14 protein-coding genes and 1 tRNA gene are annotated in these 17,369 nt (G+C 63.8%); 10 read left to right on the plus strand and 5 right to left on the minus strand.

Annotated features, from left to right (window positions below; all coding sequences use genetic code 11):
* Positions 1–88: 88 nt before the first annotated feature.
* The 5 genes from BM269_RS21475 to BM269_RS21495 all read left to right on the plus strand — a co-directional run bounded on the left by BM269_RS21475 (position 89) and on the right by BM269_RS21495 (position 4,997).
* Positions 89–874 carry a spermine/spermidine synthase domain-containing protein gene (locus tag BM269_RS21475; protein ID WP_090441812.1) on the plus strand — a complete coding sequence of 262 codons (786 nt, stop codon included), beginning with the start codon at positions 89–91 and terminating at the stop codon, positions 872–874.
* A gap of 8 nt (positions 875–882) precedes the next feature.
* Complete coding sequence (locus BM269_RS21480; protein ID WP_090441815.1) at positions 883–2,646, plus strand: type IV pilus assembly ATPase TfpB; 1,764 nt, start codon at positions 883–885, stop codon at positions 2,644–2,646.
* Between the two features lie 58 nt (positions 2,647–2,704).
* A tRNA-Lys gene (locus BM269_RS21485) sits at positions 2,705–2,780 on the plus strand.
* 168 nt (positions 2,781–2,948) lie between these two features.
* The gene (locus BM269_RS21490) at positions 2,949–3,533 is read left to right on the plus strand and encodes a LysE family translocator (protein WP_090441818.1); all 585 of its coding nucleotides are present in this window, start codon (positions 2,949–2,951) and stop codon (positions 3,531–3,533) included.
* A gap of 9 nt (positions 3,534–3,542) precedes the next feature.
* Positions 3,543–4,997, plus strand: coding sequence for an aminotransferase-like domain-containing protein (locus BM269_RS21495; RefSeq protein ID WP_090441820.1), 1,455 nt, complete (start codon positions 3,543–3,545; stop codon positions 4,995–4,997).
* On the opposite strand, the gene BM269_RS21500 is transcribed toward BM269_RS21495, so the two are convergent.
* On the minus strand, positions 4,994–6,250 hold the full coding sequence (locus BM269_RS21500; protein ID WP_090441823.1) for an outer membrane protein assembly factor BamB: 1,257 nt from the start codon (positions 6,248–6,250) through the stop codon (positions 4,994–4,996). The two genes, BM269_RS21495 and BM269_RS21500, sit on opposite strands and share 4 nt — an antisense overlap.
* 103 nt (positions 6,251–6,353) lie before the next feature.
* Between BM269_RS21500 and BM269_RS21505 the strand changes: the two genes are divergently transcribed.
* Together BM269_RS21505 and BM269_RS21510 are read left to right on the plus strand one after the other, a co-directional pair.
* Entirely contained in the window at positions 6,354–7,007 is a 654-nt protein-coding gene (locus BM269_RS21505) for a response regulator (protein ID WP_090441825.1), read from the plus strand.
* Positions 7,004–8,365 (plus strand): sensor histidine kinase, encoded by a 1,362-nt coding sequence (locus tag BM269_RS21510; RefSeq protein ID WP_090441827.1) that lies wholly within the window; start codon positions 7,004–7,006, stop codon positions 8,363–8,365. Before BM269_RS21505 ends, BM269_RS21510 begins: the two co-directional genes overlap by 4 nt.
* On the opposite strand, the gene BM269_RS21515 is transcribed toward BM269_RS21510, so the two are convergent.
* Complete coding sequence (locus BM269_RS21515) at positions 8,362–10,293, minus strand: helicase-related protein (RefSeq protein WP_090441830.1); 1,932 nt, start codon at positions 10,291–10,293, stop codon at positions 8,362–8,364. The genes BM269_RS21510 and BM269_RS21515 overlap by 4 nt on opposite strands.
* A gap of 33 nt (positions 10,294–10,326) precedes the next feature.
* Positions 10,327–11,166 (minus strand): helix-turn-helix domain-containing protein, encoded by an 840-nt coding sequence (locus BM269_RS21520; RefSeq protein WP_229204734.1) that lies wholly within the window; start codon positions 11,164–11,166, stop codon positions 10,327–10,329.
* A gap of 18 nt (positions 11,167–11,184) precedes the next feature.
* Here BM269_RS21520 and BM269_RS21525 point away from each other — a divergent pair, with 18 nt between their 5' ends.
* Complete coding sequence (locus BM269_RS21525; RefSeq protein WP_229204735.1) at positions 11,185–12,648, plus strand: cytochrome P450; 1,464 nt, start codon at positions 11,185–11,187, stop codon at positions 12,646–12,648.
* Here BM269_RS21525 and BM269_RS21530 read toward each other — a convergent pair.
* The gene (locus BM269_RS21530; protein WP_090441834.1) at positions 12,599–13,411 is read right to left on the minus strand and encodes a hypothetical protein; all 813 of its coding nucleotides are present in this window, start codon (positions 13,409–13,411) and stop codon (positions 12,599–12,601) included. The genes BM269_RS21525 and BM269_RS21530 overlap by 50 nt on opposite strands.
* A 112-nt stretch (positions 13,412–13,523) precedes the next feature.
* On the opposite strand from BM269_RS21530, the gene BM269_RS21535 reads away from it, so the two are divergent.
* Both BM269_RS21535 and BM269_RS21540 read left to right on the plus strand, forming a co-directional pair.
* Positions 13,524–15,632: a dipeptidyl-peptidase 5 gene (locus BM269_RS21535; protein WP_090441837.1), complete on the plus strand. Its 2,109-nt coding sequence runs from the start codon at positions 13,524–13,526 to the stop codon at positions 15,630–15,632.
* 15 nt (positions 15,633–15,647) lie between these two features.
* A complete protein-coding gene (locus BM269_RS21540) occupies positions 15,648–16,031 on the plus strand; it encodes an MAPEG family protein (RefSeq protein WP_090441840.1) in 384 nt (127 codons plus the stop codon).
* Between the two features lie 4 nt (positions 16,032–16,035).
* Here BM269_RS21540 and BM269_RS21545 read toward each other — a convergent pair whose 3' ends face one another.
* Positions 16,036–17,337 carry an MFS transporter gene (locus BM269_RS21545; protein ID WP_090441988.1) on the minus strand — a complete coding sequence of 434 codons (1,302 nt, stop codon included), beginning with the start codon at positions 17,335–17,337 and terminating at the stop codon, positions 16,036–16,038.
* Between the last annotated feature and the right edge of the window lie 32 nt (positions 17,338–17,369).

Raw genomic sequence — 17,369 nt, forward strand, 5'->3', positions numbered from 1 at the left:
ATTCTCTTCCGGACTGCCGGCCAGCGATGGCCGGCAGTTTTCATTTGTACGCTTGCTTGTGAGCAAGATAACGCGGGATAATGCCGGCATGCTGATCAAACGTAAATCCATCGAAAAAGAAGAGTCTTCGCGTCCGGCGACGCGCAAGCCCAAATTTGCACCGGTCACGCTCTCCGAACTGGATGGCGTGCGCTACCTGCATTTCGGCACCGAGTGGGTGCAAGGCGCCATGCGCATCCGCAAGCCGGACTGGCCGGAACTGGAATACGCCCAGCAGATGATGGCCTGGATGCTGTGGAACGAGGCACCCGCCCACGTCGCCCAACTGGGCCTGGGCACCGGCGCGCTGACCAAGTTCTGCTACAAGCACTTTCCGCAAGCGCAAGTGACCGCGGTCGAGCTGAACCCTTCGGTGATCAGCATCTGTTATTCCATGTTCAAGCTGCCCGACAATGACGGCCGCCTCAACGTGGTCGAGATGGATGCGATGGATTACGTCACCAACCCGGATAACCACGGCACGCTCGATGCGCTGCAGGTCGACCTGTATGACGCCACCGCACGCGGTCCGGTGCTCGACACCCCGGAGTTCTACCGGGCTTGCGCGGCCTGCCTGAATGACGATGGCATCATGACCATCAACCTGTTCGGCGACCATCCGAGCTACGCCAAGAACCTGAAAGCGATGAAATTCGCTTTCGCGCAAGTGGTCTCGCTGCCGGAGGTCCATGATGGGAACGTGGTGGCGATCGCCTTCAAAACCCGCCGCACTATCGACGTGGCGGCGCTGGCCGATCGGGCCGCGCACATCGTCGCAGAAACTAAACTGCCCGCAAAGTCCTGGCTCAAAGGACTGAAAGCCGCACTCGCATAAGGTCACACATGGCAAAAGCACTCGATCTTCAAATTATCTTCACCTGGCTGCTGGCTGATGGAATGGTCGAGAAAGCCGAAGTCAAAGGGCTTTACGCGCAGGCGCAGGGCATCCTGCGCAACACGCCCGGCGCCATGCATCCCCTGAGCGCCGTGGCGCACTGCAAGCTGGTATCGGCCAAGAGCGGCAAGCTGCTGACGTTGGACGTGCTGACCGAATGGCTGGCGCAACGCGCCAAGCTGCCCTTCTACCGTATCGACCCGCTGAAGATCGACTTCACCAAGGTGGCAGACGTGATGTCGGCCAGCTATGCTGCGCGCTTCAATATCCTGCCGGTGGAGATCACGCCCGACACCCTCACCGTGGCCACCGCCGATCCTTTCGCACTGGAGTGGGAAGGGGAAATCGCCAAGGTCTCGCGCCGCATCATCAAGCGGGTGATCTCGAACCCACTCGACATTTCGCAGTACACCTCGCAGTTCTTCTCGCTGGCCAAGTCGATCAAGCACGCCAACAAGAACACCGGCCAGGACGTCGCGCTGCGCAATAACTTCGAGCAGCTGGTCGAACTTGGCAAGATGAACAAGACGGTCGACGCCAACGACCAGCACGTGATCAATATCGTCGACTGGCTGTGGCAGTACGCCTTCGAACAGCGCGCCTCGGATATCCACCTGGAGCCAAAGCGCGACCTCGGCACCATCCGCTTCCGCATCGACGGCGTGCTGCACCAGGTCTACCAGGTGCCGGCCGTGGTGATGATCGCGATGACCGCGCGTATCAAGCTGCTCGGCCGCATGGACGTGATCGAAAAGCGCCGCCCGCAGGACGGCCGCATCAAGACCCGCACCGCCGGCGGCCAGGAAATCGAATTGCGCCTGTCAACCCTGCCGACCGCCTTCGGCGAGAAACTGGTAATGCGTATCTTCGACCCGGAAGTGGTGGTGAAGACCTTGCCGGAACTCGGTTTCCCGATCGACGATGCGAAACGCTGGGATGCGCTGACCAATCGCCCGCACGGCATCATCCTCGTCACCGGCCCTACCGGTTCGGGCAAGACCACCACGCTGTACACCACACTGAAAACCCTGGCGACGCCGGAGGTCAATGTCTGTACCGTGGAAGACCCGATAGAGATGGTGGAAGCGTCCTTCAACCAGATGCAGGTGCAGCCCGGCATCGACCTCACCTTCGCCGACGGCGTGCGCGCCCTGATGCGCCAGGACCCGGACATCATCATGGTCGGCGAGATCCGCGACCTGGAGACTGCGGAAATGGCGATCCAGGCCGCACTGACCGGCCACCTCGTGCTGTCCACGCTGCACACCAACGACGCGCCATCCGCCGTGATGCGCTTGCTGGAACTGGGTGTGCCCTACTACATGCTGGAAGCGACCCTGATCGGCATCATGGCGCAGCGCCTGGTGCGCACGCTGTGCGTGGACTGCAAGGAAGAAGGCGGCGAACTGGCCGACGATATCTGGCAAGGCCTGAGCGGCGGCTGGGAAATGAGCAAGCCGGAGAAAGTGTATCGCCCGGTCGGCTGCCCCGAATGCCGCCAGACCGGCTTCCGCGGCCGTACCGGCATCTACGAGCTGCTGACCACCAGCGAGTCCTTCAACTCCATGCTGGAAGAAGAAACCGACATCACCGCCCTGCGCAAACAAGCGGTGGCCGAAGGCATGATCCCGCTGCGCATCGCCGGCGCCTTCAAGGTGCTCGAAGGCGTGACCACCGCGGAGGAAGTGCTCAAAGTTACCGCCATGGCGTAACGGCAGAAAAAAGGGGCTTTGCAAACGCCAAAATCCTCGTATATAATACGGCCTCTTCGGGTCGTTAGCTCAGTTGGTAGAGCAGCGGACTTTTAATCCGTTGGTCGCAGGTTCGAGCCCCGCACGGCCTACCAGAATGAACAGGAAAGCCTCGTCTTCGGACGGGGCTTTTTTGTTTCCGCAGCCGACTGTAGCAGTCGTTCGACTGATACAGCATGACTTCCGCCTGTCCCTCTTGTATCTTGATCGCCCCTGGCAGCGAACCTAGACTTGTGCCATTCCTTCGCTGCGGATTGCACTCCATGACTGACCTCCTGCCATTGGCGAGCTATTGCCTCGTCATGTCGGCCACGCCCGGCCCCAACAACTTCATGCTTGCCATCACGGGCGCCAATTTCGGCGGGCGCGGCGCCCTGCCCGTCATCCTCGGCATCCAGGCCGGCCTGTTCGTGCAAACCATGCTGATGTGTGTAGGGTTGGGAAGCCTCTTTGTGGCCTACCCGTTGGCGCAACAAGTGCTGCGCGTCACAGGCTCGCTGTATCTGATCTACCTGGCTTGGAGGCTCAGTGGCGCGTCGGTGGATGGTGTACACGCATCCAAGGCTGTGACTTTTATCCAGGCTACCGTATTCCAGGCGCTTAATCCCAAGAGCTGGCTGAAGGCGATCACAGTGGCGTCGGTCTTCATGCCCGCAGAAGGCAACGCTTTCACCAATGCTCTGCAAGTGTCGCTCATTGGCGTCCTGGTAGGTGCTCCCTGCAATTTCATGTGGGCCCTGTTTGGCATGTCGATTCGCCGCCTGCTGAAAGACCCGCGCATGCAGCGTGCATTCAACCTGGCCATGGGTGCAGCCCTGCTTGTGCTGGCACTGATGTTTTTACGCTAGACTCTCGCCATGATCGCCATCGACCGCAGCTCCCCCATTGCACTGTCTCAGCAGATTGAGACGCAGTTACGGCACATGGTCGAGAGCCGTGCGCTTCCCGGCGGCAGCAAACTGAGGTCGATACGCCAGCTGGCAACCCAGCTGGCAGTGAGTACGAACACTGTCGTTGTAGCTTACGACCGGCTGGTAGCGGCGGGCATCATCGATTCGCACGGTACGGCGGGATTTTATGTCTGCGCCAGGAACGGCGACGGGAAGTCGATTCCGGACGAAGCTGCACTGGAGGCGGGTGAGGAACAGGAACCCGTCTGGCTGGCGCAGCAGGCAAACGATCAGCGCGCAGGGGTCCTGTTGGCCAGCAGCGGAGCATTGCCGCCAACCTGGCTGCAAGATGCGGTTCCGGCGGTGGCGGTGCAAAGGGCTTTGGCCCGCAGCGCCGCCGGCATGGCATCGCGCTGCCCGCCCCAGGGACTACCCGAACTACGCGAGCACATAGCACTGCTGCTACGCGGCATCGGCATCGGGGGCGATGCCGGCAACATACTGACCGCCTTCGGCGGCACTCACGCGATCGACCTGATTTGCCGCAGTTTCCTGCAACCAGGCGACACGGTACTGGTCGAGGATCCCGGCTTCTTCCTGATGTTCGGCAGGCTACGGCAGGAGGGCATACGCCTGGTTCCCATCAAACGCCGCCCCGATGGCCTGGACCTGGACGAACTGGAGGCGGCCTGCCGCGAACATCGGCCGCGCATCCTGTTCGTACAGACCGCCTTGCATAACCCGACCGGCTGGAGCAGCAGCGCTGCCAATCTGCATAAGGTCTTGATGCTGGCGCAGCAAAACGGCGTACTGATTGCCGAGGACGATGTGCATGGATATTTCCAGCAATCGCCAAGCACACGGCTGGCAGCACTGTCCGGGCTCGATGGCGTGATTTACTACTCCAGCTTCTGCAAGGCCTTGAGCCCTGCACTGCGCATGGGCTACCTGGCCGCGGCTCCGGCCCTGCTGAAGGTACTGATGCGGACCAAGATCCACTCCATTTTGACCACGCCCGCCTTGAACGAATATGTGCTGCTGGAAGTACTGCGGGCGGGCAATCTGCGCAAACACCTGGAGCGTTTGCAGCGCAAGATCATGGCTGCGCGTAATGCCAGTACGCGCCAGCTATGCGCAGCTGGCGTGCAATTCGAGCAGCCAGGCGATGCGGGCATTTTCCTTTGGGGAACGATGCCCGAGGGCCTGGACGTGGACCTGCTGGTGCAGGATGCTTACCGCAACAAGATCCTGCTCATGCGCGGCGCCGCCTTCTCTCCCAACGACATACCTGACCGGCACATTCGTTTCAATGTGGCCTTCAGCCAGCATCCGCTTCTTGGCAATTACCTGCAAGAGCGGCTGGAAGCGGTAGCTGGCGCACGTTCGAGCCTCAGCCGGATGCACGCTTCAAAGCCGGCCTAGCGGAAGAACAGGATCCGCCCGTCGGCGGTAGCTGCGATCAACTGCCCTTCATGCCAGACGGGCGTCGACATGAAGGCCCCCAGCTTCTTCACATGTTCGAGCGAAGCCAACATGGATTGCGGGCCCTCGAACAGGCGCTGGCCGTTGAATTTACCGGTGCTAGCGTCCAGCAGCCCGAAATCATCGGCCAGGCTTTCCGGCGTGCGCCACGACCATTGCAGCTTGCCTGTGGTGGCATCCAGTGCGAACAGCTCGCCGCGCATGCTGGCTCCGTACACGATGCGGCCCGCCAACAGCGGCGTGGCGTAGGTCCAGACTTTGGTGTCATGCTCGAACAAGGGCTGGCCAGAGCGTTTGTCGAGGCCCACCAGCAAGTTGGTATCGGACGTGCCGAAATAGACGTGCTGCGCGTCGGCCACCGCGCCTGAAATCACCCAGGAGCCTTTGCCGTTATAGCGCCATTTCATTTTTCCACTGGCCAGATCGAGTGCGTAGAAATAAGAGTCGCGCGAGCCGATATACACCGTATCGCCATCAACCAGCGGCTGGGCCTGGACGCCGAGCAAGGTGCTGGTCTTTTGTTCGGTTTCGGTCTGGTAGCGCCAACGCTGCTTGCCGCTGTCGGCGTCCAAGACATACACCGCGCCGTCCCAGCTGCCAAACACAATGCACTTGCCGGCCAGCGCAGGAGCGGCGTGGATCATGCCGCCGCTTTTGAAGGCCCAATGCACGGCGCCGGTCTTGGCGTCCAGCGCGTACAGCCTTTCGTCGGAGCTGCCGAAATACACGCGGCCATCCGCAACGACCGGTGACGACAGCCAGAAATCCCATGGGTCGCGAGTGGGCGTGGCCTTCTTCTCGCTACCATACAGGCCATAAGCCGCAAAGTGCGCTTCACCCTGGGTCGAGAATTCCCAGCGGAGAACACCGGTCTGCGCGTCCACTGCGTGCAGGCGGCCGTCGCGCGCCAGCACATATACGGCGCCATCGGCCACGGCTGGCGTGGATCCGATGCCCGCACCGGCATGGTATAGCCAGGCAAGCTTGCGGCTGGCCAGATCGTAGGCGTAAAGGTTGCCATCCTCCGCACCGATATACAGCTTGCCCTGCGCAATAACGGGGGTCGATACGGTCTGTGCCCGCAGTTCGATAGCGTGCTCCAGTTTCAGGGGCGCCGCTGCGCCGGCAAGCGGCGCGGCAAACATCAGCGCTAGCGCCAGCGCCAGCGCAAACATGGTATTGAAAATTCGCATAAGGCCTCCTTGGTGAACGCAGTGATTCTAGCGGCATGGGCAGCGTCAAACCTTCAGGCTTCCTAAAGGTCATGCAGCACGTGTACTGCTACACTCTTTAGCCATGAAAATCCTGCTCGTAGAAGATGACCTGGAACTGGGCCGCGCGCTGCAAGCGGTGCTGCTCGACGATGGCTTTGACGCTGTCTGGGTGCGCATGGCTGCCGACGCGCGCCGACTTTTGGTGCCAGGCGGCTTTGCTGCCGCCGTGCTGGACCTCGGCCTGCCGGACGGCGACGGCATGTCGCTGTTGCAGGAACTGCGCGGCAGCGGCGACCAGCTGCCGGTGGTATTGATTACGGCGCGCGATGCGCTGGAAGACCGGCTTTCCGGCTTCGCAACGGGCGCCGACGACTATCTCGTCAAGCCATTCGATGTGGCGGAGCTGCTGGCGCGCCTGCGCGCGGTGCTGCGCCGCACGCACGGCGCTTCCGCAGGAACCAGGCTTTGGACTTCCGGCGCGCTCGCGCTTGACGAACGACGCAAGGCTACCACCTGCGATGGCGAACCAGTTGCGTTGTCGCCCACCGAATATTCCCTTTTGCTGGCGTTGATGCAAGCACCTGACCGCGTCGTCACGCGTACCGAGCTGGAGGATCGCGCTCTGGCCGGCAACGACAGCCAGTCGCTGGACGTCCACATGTCCAACCTGCGCAAGAAGATCGGCGAACAGCGCGTGCGCACTGTGCGCGGTGTCGGCTACATGATTGCCCCATGAGGACGCAGCGCTCCCTGTTCCGTCGCCTGCTGGGCGGTTTCCTGCTGGTGATGCTGGCGATCTGGCTGGGCGTGGTCGGCCTGGCGGTGTATGAAGCCAAAGTGCTGCATGCACGGCATACAACTGCGGAAAACCGTGGCTGGGCGCGCCAGATCCTGCTCAACCTGCGTTCGGTCGCGCATGATCCGGCCGAGGTGGCACGCGTGGCAACCCAGATCGAAAAGCTGCGCTACGACATGCTGCGCGAAGTCGATTACTGGCCCAGGCCGGTGGTGCTACAGGTATGGCTGCATGGTCAGCGCATGTATCACTCCGAAGGCGGCCTGCCCGGCAGCCTCGCCCTCCCCGGTCCGGACAGTCCCCGGCTCGGCGTCGAGTGGTCGGCAGACACGGAGCGCGATGCGGCTGCCGGTCTTGTCGTGCGGCGCGACGCCATGCACGATACCAGTTGGCTGCTGACCGGTTCCGGCGCAGCCTACTACCTCGCGCCCTTGCTCTACAGCCTGCCCTTCCTGCTGCTGCCGGCATGGCTGATCGTGCGGCGCGGCCTGCAGCCGCTGCAAGCAATGGTAACGGCAATCGAACAGCGTTCCGGCAGCGACTTGCAGCCACTGCCGCCTTCCGGCTACCGCGAACTGGCACCCCTGGCAACCTCCGTGAACCGGCTGATGCAGCGCCTGACCGAGCGCGTCGAGCGCGACAAGGAATTCCTGACCGACGCCGCGCACGAGCTCAAGACGCCGTTGTCCGTGATCCAGGCCAATGCCCACCTGCTACTGAACCATCGCGACAACCTCGCGCGCATGCAGGATGCCGACCACGGACTGCGGCAAGGCGTGGCGCGTGCCACGCATACCGTGCATCAGCTGCTGGCGCTGGAACGGGCACGCCATGACGCCGAAGCCGGCGCCGCGCAAGCGGTTGACCTGGTGCCGCTGTTGCGCGAGCGGCTGGCGCACGCCGCGCCATTGGCCATGCAACGCAATGTCGAACTGGAACTGGACTCGCCCGGCGCATGCCGGCTTTCACTGCATCGCGAGAGCATTGCCGCATTGCTCGATAACCTCGTCGGCAATGCCATCAAATACTCGCCGGACGGCGGCCGCGTGCGCGTCTCGCTTTCGGCGGAGCCGGCGCCGGTGCTGGCGATCCGCGACGAAGGGCCCGGGATCGCCCCCGAACTGCGCGCTAAAGTGTTTGAGCGCTTCTATCGCATTCCCGGCCAGACCCAGGCCGGCAGCGGACTTGGCCTGGCCATCGCACAACACGCCGCCCTGCGCAACGGCGCCAGCGTCGCACTGCTTGACGGCGAGGGAGGGCGCGGGCTGCAGGTGCAAGTGCGCTTCGCACAAATCTAACGGAAGCGCTTCGGCTGGCGACGGCGGTTAACGGCGTTCTGGTCCTGCAGGATGCCGTCCACCCGTTCCGAGGCGGCGCGCGATAGCTCCAGCGCTTGCGCCACGTCGGGGAAGAACGCCGGCAAGCGGTAGCCCAGCCAGGCATAGGCCGAATACAGGCGGCAGGCGTCCTCCGCCTCCTGCAGGTTCATCCACTGCAGCGGATTCTGCTCCGGGTGCAGGTGCGTCACGCGCTGGCGCGACAGCGACACGCACCAGTGCTCCCAGGCTTTCTGCAGCGTCACCACGTTGGAAGAAATCGGCACCAGCGACAAGGTGAACTTGTCGGCCACCGCCAGCGGCAGGGTGTCGAGCCATTCCGCGCGTTCGAACTGCTCTTCCGTGATGCGCGGGAAGAAGAAGCCATCCGGCACGTCGATATTGTGGACGAAGCGCTTCAGCAGCCGCGCCAGCGAACCTTCGCCGGTGACGGATGCGATGCGGTGCAGGTGCTCCAGCGTCGGCGCCACGGCAAAGCCGGTGGCTTTCAGCGGGGGCAGCTTTTCCTTCAGCAGCGAACGCATGACACCGTGCGTCTCGTCGTCATAACCGGCCACATGGCCTTCCTCGTGCACGCCGTAACGCCCTGCCCTGCCGGCGATCTGGCGCGCCAGGGCAGCCGGGATTTCCTCTTCCTCGTAACCGTTGTACTTGACGGTGGTGGTCATCACCACGCGCTGGATCGGCAGGTTCAGGCCCATGGCAATGGCGTCCGTGCCCACCACCACGTCGGCGTGGCCGTCGCGAAAACGTTGGGCCTGCGCGCGTCGCACTTCCGGCGACAGGTTGCCGTACACGGTGGCGACCGACAGGCCGGCCTCGGTCACCATGTCGCGCCACATCAGTACCTCACGACGTGAAAAGGCGATCACGGCGTCGCCCTTGCGCAGCCCTTTGAGCTTGCGCACGGCGGAAGGCTCCATCGACAGCGGCGCCTTGCGCTTCAGGATATGGACCTCGATCGGGCATTCCAGGCGCTCGGCCAGGGCTTCCACAGCGCGCCGTGCCTCGGCCGCACCCACCAGGTAGACGGTGCGCGCGGGCGCGCCGCAGACGGCCGCCGTCCAGGCTGCGCCGCGGTCGCGGTCGGACAGCATCTGGATCTCGTCGATCACCGCCACTTCGACCGGGGTGCGCGTGTCGAGCATTTCCACCGTGCTGGCGACGTGGGTCGCGCCTTCTTCGATACGGCGCTCTTCGCCGGTCACCAGGCTGACCTTCAAGTCGGGATCGGAAGCTTGCAGGCGTTCGTAGTTTTCCAGCGCCAGCAGGCGCAGCGGCGCAAGATAAACGCCGCTGCGTGCTTTTGCCAGGGCTTCCATGGCCTTGTGGGTCTTGCCGGAGTTGGTCGGTCCAAGCACGGCGATGAATTTGCGCGGCAGGCGGCGCGCCACCTCGAAGGTATCCGGATATTCGGCCAGGTTGATGCTTTGCCGCGTGCGTTCGGCATGGCGCTCTTCGCGATGACGTTCCACCGCATGCTCCAGGCGCTGGCGGATACGATCGAACACGATGCCGGCCGGCTCGGATGTCTGCATGTCTTCCAGCGCATGCAAAAAATCCATCGGCCGCATGCCGTAATCATCGCACTCTTCGCGCAGTTCGGCGGCGAAGGCGACGACGTCGGCGTGCAGCGCGGCCTGGGCCGCTTCGTTGCCGCGTTCGAGCAACAAGGATGCGCGCCCTTCGCGCTCCAGCTTGCGCCATTTGGATGGCTTGGCAAGCACGCCTTGCTGCGGCACCAGGTCGTAGGGTATGTGCAGGCCGTCCAGCTCCACAGAACCCGTGAAGCGCAGGAATACGCGGCCTTCCTGCTTTGCCAGTTCGATGCCGCGGGCTGCAAGGCCCAGCTCAGTCACCAACTGTTCGTCGTCGTCAAAATCTGTCATGGCCAGACGATTATAGCGAATGGCGCAGCGCGGCTAGTTCCAGATGCGGTAGACCCAGTAGGTTTCGTCTTCCAGGCCGCGGCGCAGGATCTCCGACGGGCTAAGCCCGCTGATCTCGCGCGCTTCGCGGCTCATGTGCGACTGGTCGGAATAGCCGCCCAGTTGCGCCATGTCGCCCAGCGAAACCTTGCCTTTCAATGCGGCGTCGCGCGCTGCAATGAAAGTCTGCTCGGCGCGATAGGAACGGCGCAGGCGGCGCAGCGGCTGGCCCGCCCATGCGCGGATGCGGCGTTCGGCCATGCGTACGCTGCGGCCGATACCTGCGGCGGCCGCCTGTCCTTCCAGGCGGCGCACCCAGTCGCCCACTGCGCCGTCGACGCTGCTGTCGGCGCGCACGGAACGCCAGCGCGGCTCAAGAAACTCCTCAAGCAAGGCAACGCGCGCTTCGTCGTCGGCTGCGGCGAGCATCTGCGCCGCCAGTTGCTGCCAATCGCTGTCGAGCAATGCGTCCAGCGGCTGGAATTGGTCGACAATAGTGCTCATATCAATGCCCGTCAGGCGGTGCAGCGCTTCGGGGAAGAACAGCACCGTCATGAAATGCGTGGGCCCGGGATTGGCGGAAACCGTCGGGCCTGTCCACGCGCCGGACAGGAGAACGCCACCTTCAGGACAGGCCAGGTCCGGCATGGGCGGCTCGACCATCACGGACGCGCCCACCAGTTGCAGGAACAGGACGGGAAACCCGGTCGCCGGATAGCGGTTCAGGCGCTGCGCAGCGGGCAGTTCGCAGCCGACCGTGTTGCGCACGACGATCGCTCGCAGGCAGGAGGCCAGCGAACGGCGCGGCGCGATGAATTTACTGATTGGCAACATGCTCAGCATTGTAGCGCGATGTCGCAAATGTTCAAGACCGCGCCGCACACCCGGCGCATACTGGCCACCATGGATACCACGACCGCCCCAACGACCGGCGCGCTGCGCCAACTTTCCGACCTGCTCGGCCCCAAGGGGCTGCCCTTCCTCGGCAATGTCTTGCAGCTCCGGCCGCGCAAGGTGCATGCCGACGTCGAGGCATTGGCGCAGCAATACGGTTCGCTGTTCCGCATGAGCATAGGCCGCGCGCAGGCGCTGGTCGTTGCCGATGCTACGCTGGTCAGCGGCATATTGCGCGACCGGCCCGACGGCTTCAGGCGGCCCGACGTCACGGCCCAGGTATCGGATGAAATGGGCGGCGAGCGCGGTGTCTTCCTGGCCGAGGGCGCGCTCTGGCGCAACCAGCGCAAGATGGTGATGCAGGCCTTTGCGCCGCATGCCATCAAGGCTTATTTCCCTTTGCTGGCACGCGTCGGCGCCCGGCTGCAGGCGCGCTGGGCGCAGGCGGCGCAGGCAGGCCGGCCGATCGCGCTGAATGCGGACCTGAAGCGCTACACGGTGGATGTGATCGCAGGCCTGGCTTTCGGCGAGGAGGTCAACACCATCGAGCATGGCGACGACGTGGTGCAGCAGCAGCTTGAACTGATCATGGAAGGCACGGCGCGCCGATCGCTGCTGCCGGTTCCTTACTGGCGCTACATCAAGCTGCCTTACGACCGCAAGCTGGAGGCCGCGGTGCTGGCCATGCGCGAGGCAACCAACGGCTTCATCGCCAAGGCGCGCCAGCGCATGCGCGACGATCCTTCACGCGCCGAGCGGCCGCAGAATATGCTGGAAGCGATGCTGGCTGCGGCCGACCAGGAAGGCAGCGGCATCGACCATGCCGCAGTGGTCGGCAATGTCAGCACCATGCTGCTGGCGGGCGAAGACACCACCTCGAGCGCCTTGTCCTGGCTGATCTGGCTGCTGTCGCGCCACCCCGCGGCACTGCAGCGTGCGCTGGAGGAAGTACGGCGCGTGGCACCCGATCCTTCAGGCTTCACCATCGAGCAGATGGACCAACTGGAATACATCGACGCCTGTGCCCACGAAGCGATGCGCCTCAAGCCGCCGGCGCCGTTCATTCCGCTGCAGGCCAATCGCGACTGCGTAGTGGGCGATGTGCATGTGCCGAAAGACAGCGTGGTGTGGTGCGTACTGCGCCATGACAGCGTGGCCGAAGCGAAGCTGCGCAATGCCGCGGACTTCGACCCGCAACGCTGGCTGGATGGCAGCAGCGCGCGCCAGTTGGCGATGCCGTTCGGCTCCGGGCCGCGCCTTTGTCCGGGTCGCTACCTGTCGCTGCTGGAAATCAAGGTGGCCATGGCCTGCCTGCTAGGATGCTTCGAGCTGGTGTCCGTCGAAGGCGACAGCGAGGAATACCACGGCTTTGTCATGTCGCCTGGCGCCTTGACGATGCGGCTTTCGCCAGCAGCTGGATAGTCAGCGCGAACACAAAAGCGCAGAAAAACGATACCGCCACCGGCTGCGCGCGCAGCAGCAGCGAAATCGCCACGCAGAAGGCCGCGAAGGCAAAGTAGCCCAGCATCGTGCCGCGCAGCAGTTGCACGGCGCTGTCGCGGCCGGCCTGCACGTGGGTGAACCCCACCAATACCGTGCCCATCACCGGGAACATGGCGAAGAAGCCGCTCAGGCGCGGGCCCAGCCCGGCCGCCGCTGCGCTGACGGACATCACCAGCACCGCGCCAGCGAGCATGCGCCATGGCAGGTCGCCAGCGCGGCGAACAGGCTGCGTGGTGCGCATTGTGCCCGTCGTGCCCGGGCCTGACGGGGCTGCGCAGCCGGAACGCGCGGGAAACAAGCGCGGTGCGAGCAGCAACGCTGCGACAACCGCGAGCGCGGCGAACGGCAACGGCAGCCGAAACGATTGCAAGCCTGCCACCGCCAGCGCCCAGGCGCCCAGCGCGACCGGCATCGCTCCCGCAACGCCCATCCGGCCCGATGCCCACGCATACGCCAGGCTAAAGACGATCATTGCCAACACCGCCATCAAGGTTCCTTCCGCCGCAGTGGCGGCAAACCCCGCGCCCTGCTCCAGCGAAATCGCCAACAAGATCGGCCCCGCCACGATCGGGAAGGCCGAAAGCCAGCCCGCCACCGCGGGCCCCCAGCGCCGGCCGGCCAGCGTAACGGCATAGATCAGGGAAGGAACCAGGAACAGTTTCAATGCGAGGATGGAATTCATGGGCCGCGAGTCTACCACGCGCGGCCTTTGTATCAGCCAAGTAACAGCCGGTTGACATGGAGCGGTCGATTCCCCACTATCTTCGCTCCATTGAATCAACCAATCCCGTGCAATGATTGCAACTAAACTCCTCCCCCAGCTCACTTCCCTGCTGATCCTCGGCGCCGGCCTGGCCCAGGCGGCTGCGGTTGAACCGACCAGGCACGCCATCACCCACGAAGACGTGTGGCTGATGAAGCGCGTCGGCGCGCCGCAGCCCAGCCCGGACGGCAAATGGGCCGTCTTTTCGGTCACCGATCCCGCCTACGACAGCAAGGAGCAATGGTCCGACATCTGGATCAAGTCGCTGGCGGACGACAGCGCACCGCGCCGCCTGACCTTCAGCAAGAGCGGCGAATCCGCGCACGCCTGGTCGCCGGACAGCCGCTTCCTGTTGTTCGTCGCCAAGCGCGAGGGGGACGAAGCGCCCCAGATCTACCGCATCGACGTGGCCAGCGGCGGCGAAGCGCAACGCATGACCAGCCTGACGCTGGGTGCACGCATGCCGAAGTGGAGCCCGGACGGCAAGCAGGTCCTGTTCGTCAGCGAAATCTTCCCCGGTACCGCCGACGAGGACGCGGTGAAGAAAGCCGCCAAGGAGCGCAAGGACCGCAAGTACAGCGCGCGTGCCTACGAATCCTTCCCGCCGCGCTTCTTCGACAAATGGCTGGACGACAAAAAGGTGCGCCTGTTCGTGATGGATGCGCAGCCGGACGCCAAGCCGCGCGACATCCTGGCTGGCAGCAAGCTGGCCGACCTGCCGGGCTTTGGCGGCAGCCAAGGCGACGACGGCCAATCCGTCAACGCGGTCTGGACGCCGGATGGCAAAGGAGTGGTATTCGCCGTTTCCACCAACCGCGACCAAGCCGCACGCGCCTCGACCTTTACCCAGATCTACAGCGTCCCGCTGGCGGGCGGCGAGCCGACCCAGCTGACCAAGGATGGCCGCAGCTACCACGACCTGCGCTTTTCCCCCGACGGCAGGACCCTCCTCGCGCTGACCGAGGAAGAAGTACCGAACAAGGTCTACGACCTGACCCGCCTGGCGAGCTTTGCCTGGCCTGTCAACAATGCACAGCCGAAGATCCTGACCCAGGACCTGGACCGCTCGATCTCGCGCATCGCCCTGCCAAGCGACGGCAAGCGCATTTACTACTCCTTCGAGCATGCCGGCCTGGAAAAGGTCAATTCGATGAACTACGCCGGCGGCGACAAGCGCGAAGAACCATCGCTGCCGAACGGCTCCATCAACTCCCTGAACGCCGGCGGCAAGGCGCTGGTGGGCGTATGGGAGTCGGCCATCAACCCGCCGGAGATCTACTCCTTCAACGGCACGCCCAAGCGCCTGACTTCTTTCAACGTGGAGAAAGCCGCAGCCATCGACTGGCAAGCGCCCGAGCACTTCTGGTTCAAGACTCCGGACGGCCGCCAGATCCACAATATGATCGTGAAGCCGGCCGGCTTTGACCCGAACCGGAAGTACCCGCTGTTCGCGGTGATCCACGGCGGCGCGGCAAACATGTGGCGCGACCAGTTCGTGCTGCGCTGGAACTACCACCTGCTGGCCAAGCCGGGCTATGTGGTGCTGCTGACCGACTACAAGGGCTCCACCGGCTACGGCGAAGAGTTCGCGCGTTCGATCCAGCACGATCCGCTGAAAGGCCCGGGCGACGAAATCAACTGGGCGGTCGATGAAGCGATCAGGAAGTATCCGTTCATCGACAGCAGCAAACTGGCGGCGGGCGGCGCAAGCTATGGCGGCCACCTGGCCAACTGGCTGCAAGCCACCACCACCCGCTACAAGGCCATCGTGTCGCATGCCGGCGAGATGGACCTGGTGATGCAGTGGGGTACCAGCGACAGCATCTACGGCCGCGAAGTCAATGGCGGCGGCCCGGTGTGGAGCAACCTGCCCGTGTGGCGCGAGCAAAGCCCGATCATGCAAGGTGCGAACCACGAGAAAGGCACCGGTTTCAAGACGCCGATCCTGATCACCGTGGGCGAACTGGATTACCGCGTACCGGTCAACAACGCGCTGATGAACTTCGCAGCACAACAGCGTTTGAATACGCCAAGCAAGCTGGTAGTATTCCCGGACGAAAACCACTGGGTACTGAAAGGCGAAAACAGCCGCTACTTCTATAGCGAAGTACACGGCTGGCTCGCCAAATACCTTCAATAAAAGGAGAAGTAGAAGATGACGGTTGCAAACTGGTGTATCGCCGCGGCCTGCCTGCTGCCGATGATGGTCGCGCTGACGCCGAAAGTCGCCTCGGTCGCAGGCAAGGATCGTTACGACAACGCCGCTCCGCGCGATTGGGCCAGCCGCCAGGCCGGCTGGATGAAACGCGCCCACGCCGCGCACCTGAACGGCTTTGAAGCACTGCCGCTGTTCATCGCTGCCGTCATCCTCGCGCAACAGGCGCACGCCAACCAGGACCGCATCGACATCCTCGCGATGTCCTTCGTCCTGATTCGCGTCACCTACAGCATCATCTACATCAGCAACCTGGCCACGCTGCGCACCCTGGTGTGGCTCGCCGGCATCGGCATCAGCCTGGCGATCCTCGCCCAGTCCTGATCGTTCATGCAGCGCTGCCGGCGGCGACCGGCGCCGCTGCGGCGGCGGGCCGCAGCCGGATCGCCAGCACCATCAGGCCGGCCACCAGGCAGGCAGCGCCCGCCGTGAACAGCGCCGGGTTGTAAGTCAACAGCAACGTACGCACCTGCCCTGCGCCGTACGCCGCGACCGCAGCGCCCAACTGGTGGGCGGCAAAAATCCAACCGAACACCATGCCGGCTTTCTCCTTGCCGAAGGTCGTTGCGACCAGGCGCACGGTCGGCGGCACAGTGGCGATCCAGTCCAGGCCATAGAACATGGCGAAGATCGACAGGCCATACAGCGTGAACTCCGAATACGGAAGCCACAGCAGCGACAGGCCGCGCAAGCTGTAATACCAGAACAGCAGCTTGCGGTTGTCGTAGCGGTCCGACAGCCAACCGGAAAGGAGCGTGCCGATCAGGTCGAAGGCGCCCATCGTCGCCAATACGGAAGCGGCGGGCACCGGCCCCAGGCCGGCATCTCCGCACAAGGAAATGAAATGGGTCTGGATCAGGCCATTGGTACTCAGGCCGCAGATGAAGAAGCTGCCGGCCAGAAGCCAGAACACGGCGCTGCCGGAAGCTTCGCGCAAGATGCGGAACGGGGTCGAGAAGCCGATCGCCATCGGTGCGGCGGGCGCCGTTGCAGGCTGGATTGCACCGAACGGCGCCTGGCCCACGTCCGCAGGGCGATCGCGCATCAGGAAGAACACGGCAACAGCAATCAGGCCGCAAGCTGCCAGCACCGGCAGCACTGCCATGCGCCAGCCGAAATGCTCCACCAGCCATGCTCCCACAGGCAGGAAGACCAACTGCCCCGTTGCCGAACTGGCCGTCAGCAAGCCGACCACCAGGCCGCGTCGCGTTTCGAACCAGCGGTTGGACACCACCGCGCTCAGGACCAGCGCGGTCATGCCCGAGCCCACGCCGAGCATGACGCCCCATAGCAGTACCAGGTGCCAGAACTGCGTCATCCACAGCGCCAGCAGCGAGCCGACCGTGATCAGGCTTAGCGCCGCCACCACTACTTTGCGCAAGCCAAAGCGCTCCAGCAGGATCGCGGAGAAAGGCCCCATCAAGCCAAACAGCGCAAAGCGCACGGCCAGCGCGGACGAAATCTGGTCGACGCCCCAGCCGAATTCCTTGCTCAACGGCTGCAGCAGCGCGCCCGGCAAACCGAGAGCGGCCGACGAGGCGAGTCCGGTGAGGAAGGTCAAGGCAACGATGACCCACGCGTAGTGGATGCCGCGGCGTTGCAACCGCTGGGAGAGGGTATGGGCAATCATGCGAATCATGTTAAATGATGATCGTCATTAAT

It is taken from the genome of Duganella sp. CF458 (assembly GCF_900113115.1).
Classification (GTDB): domain Bacteria; phylum Pseudomonadota; class Gammaproteobacteria; order Burkholderiales; family Burkholderiaceae_D; genus Rugamonas.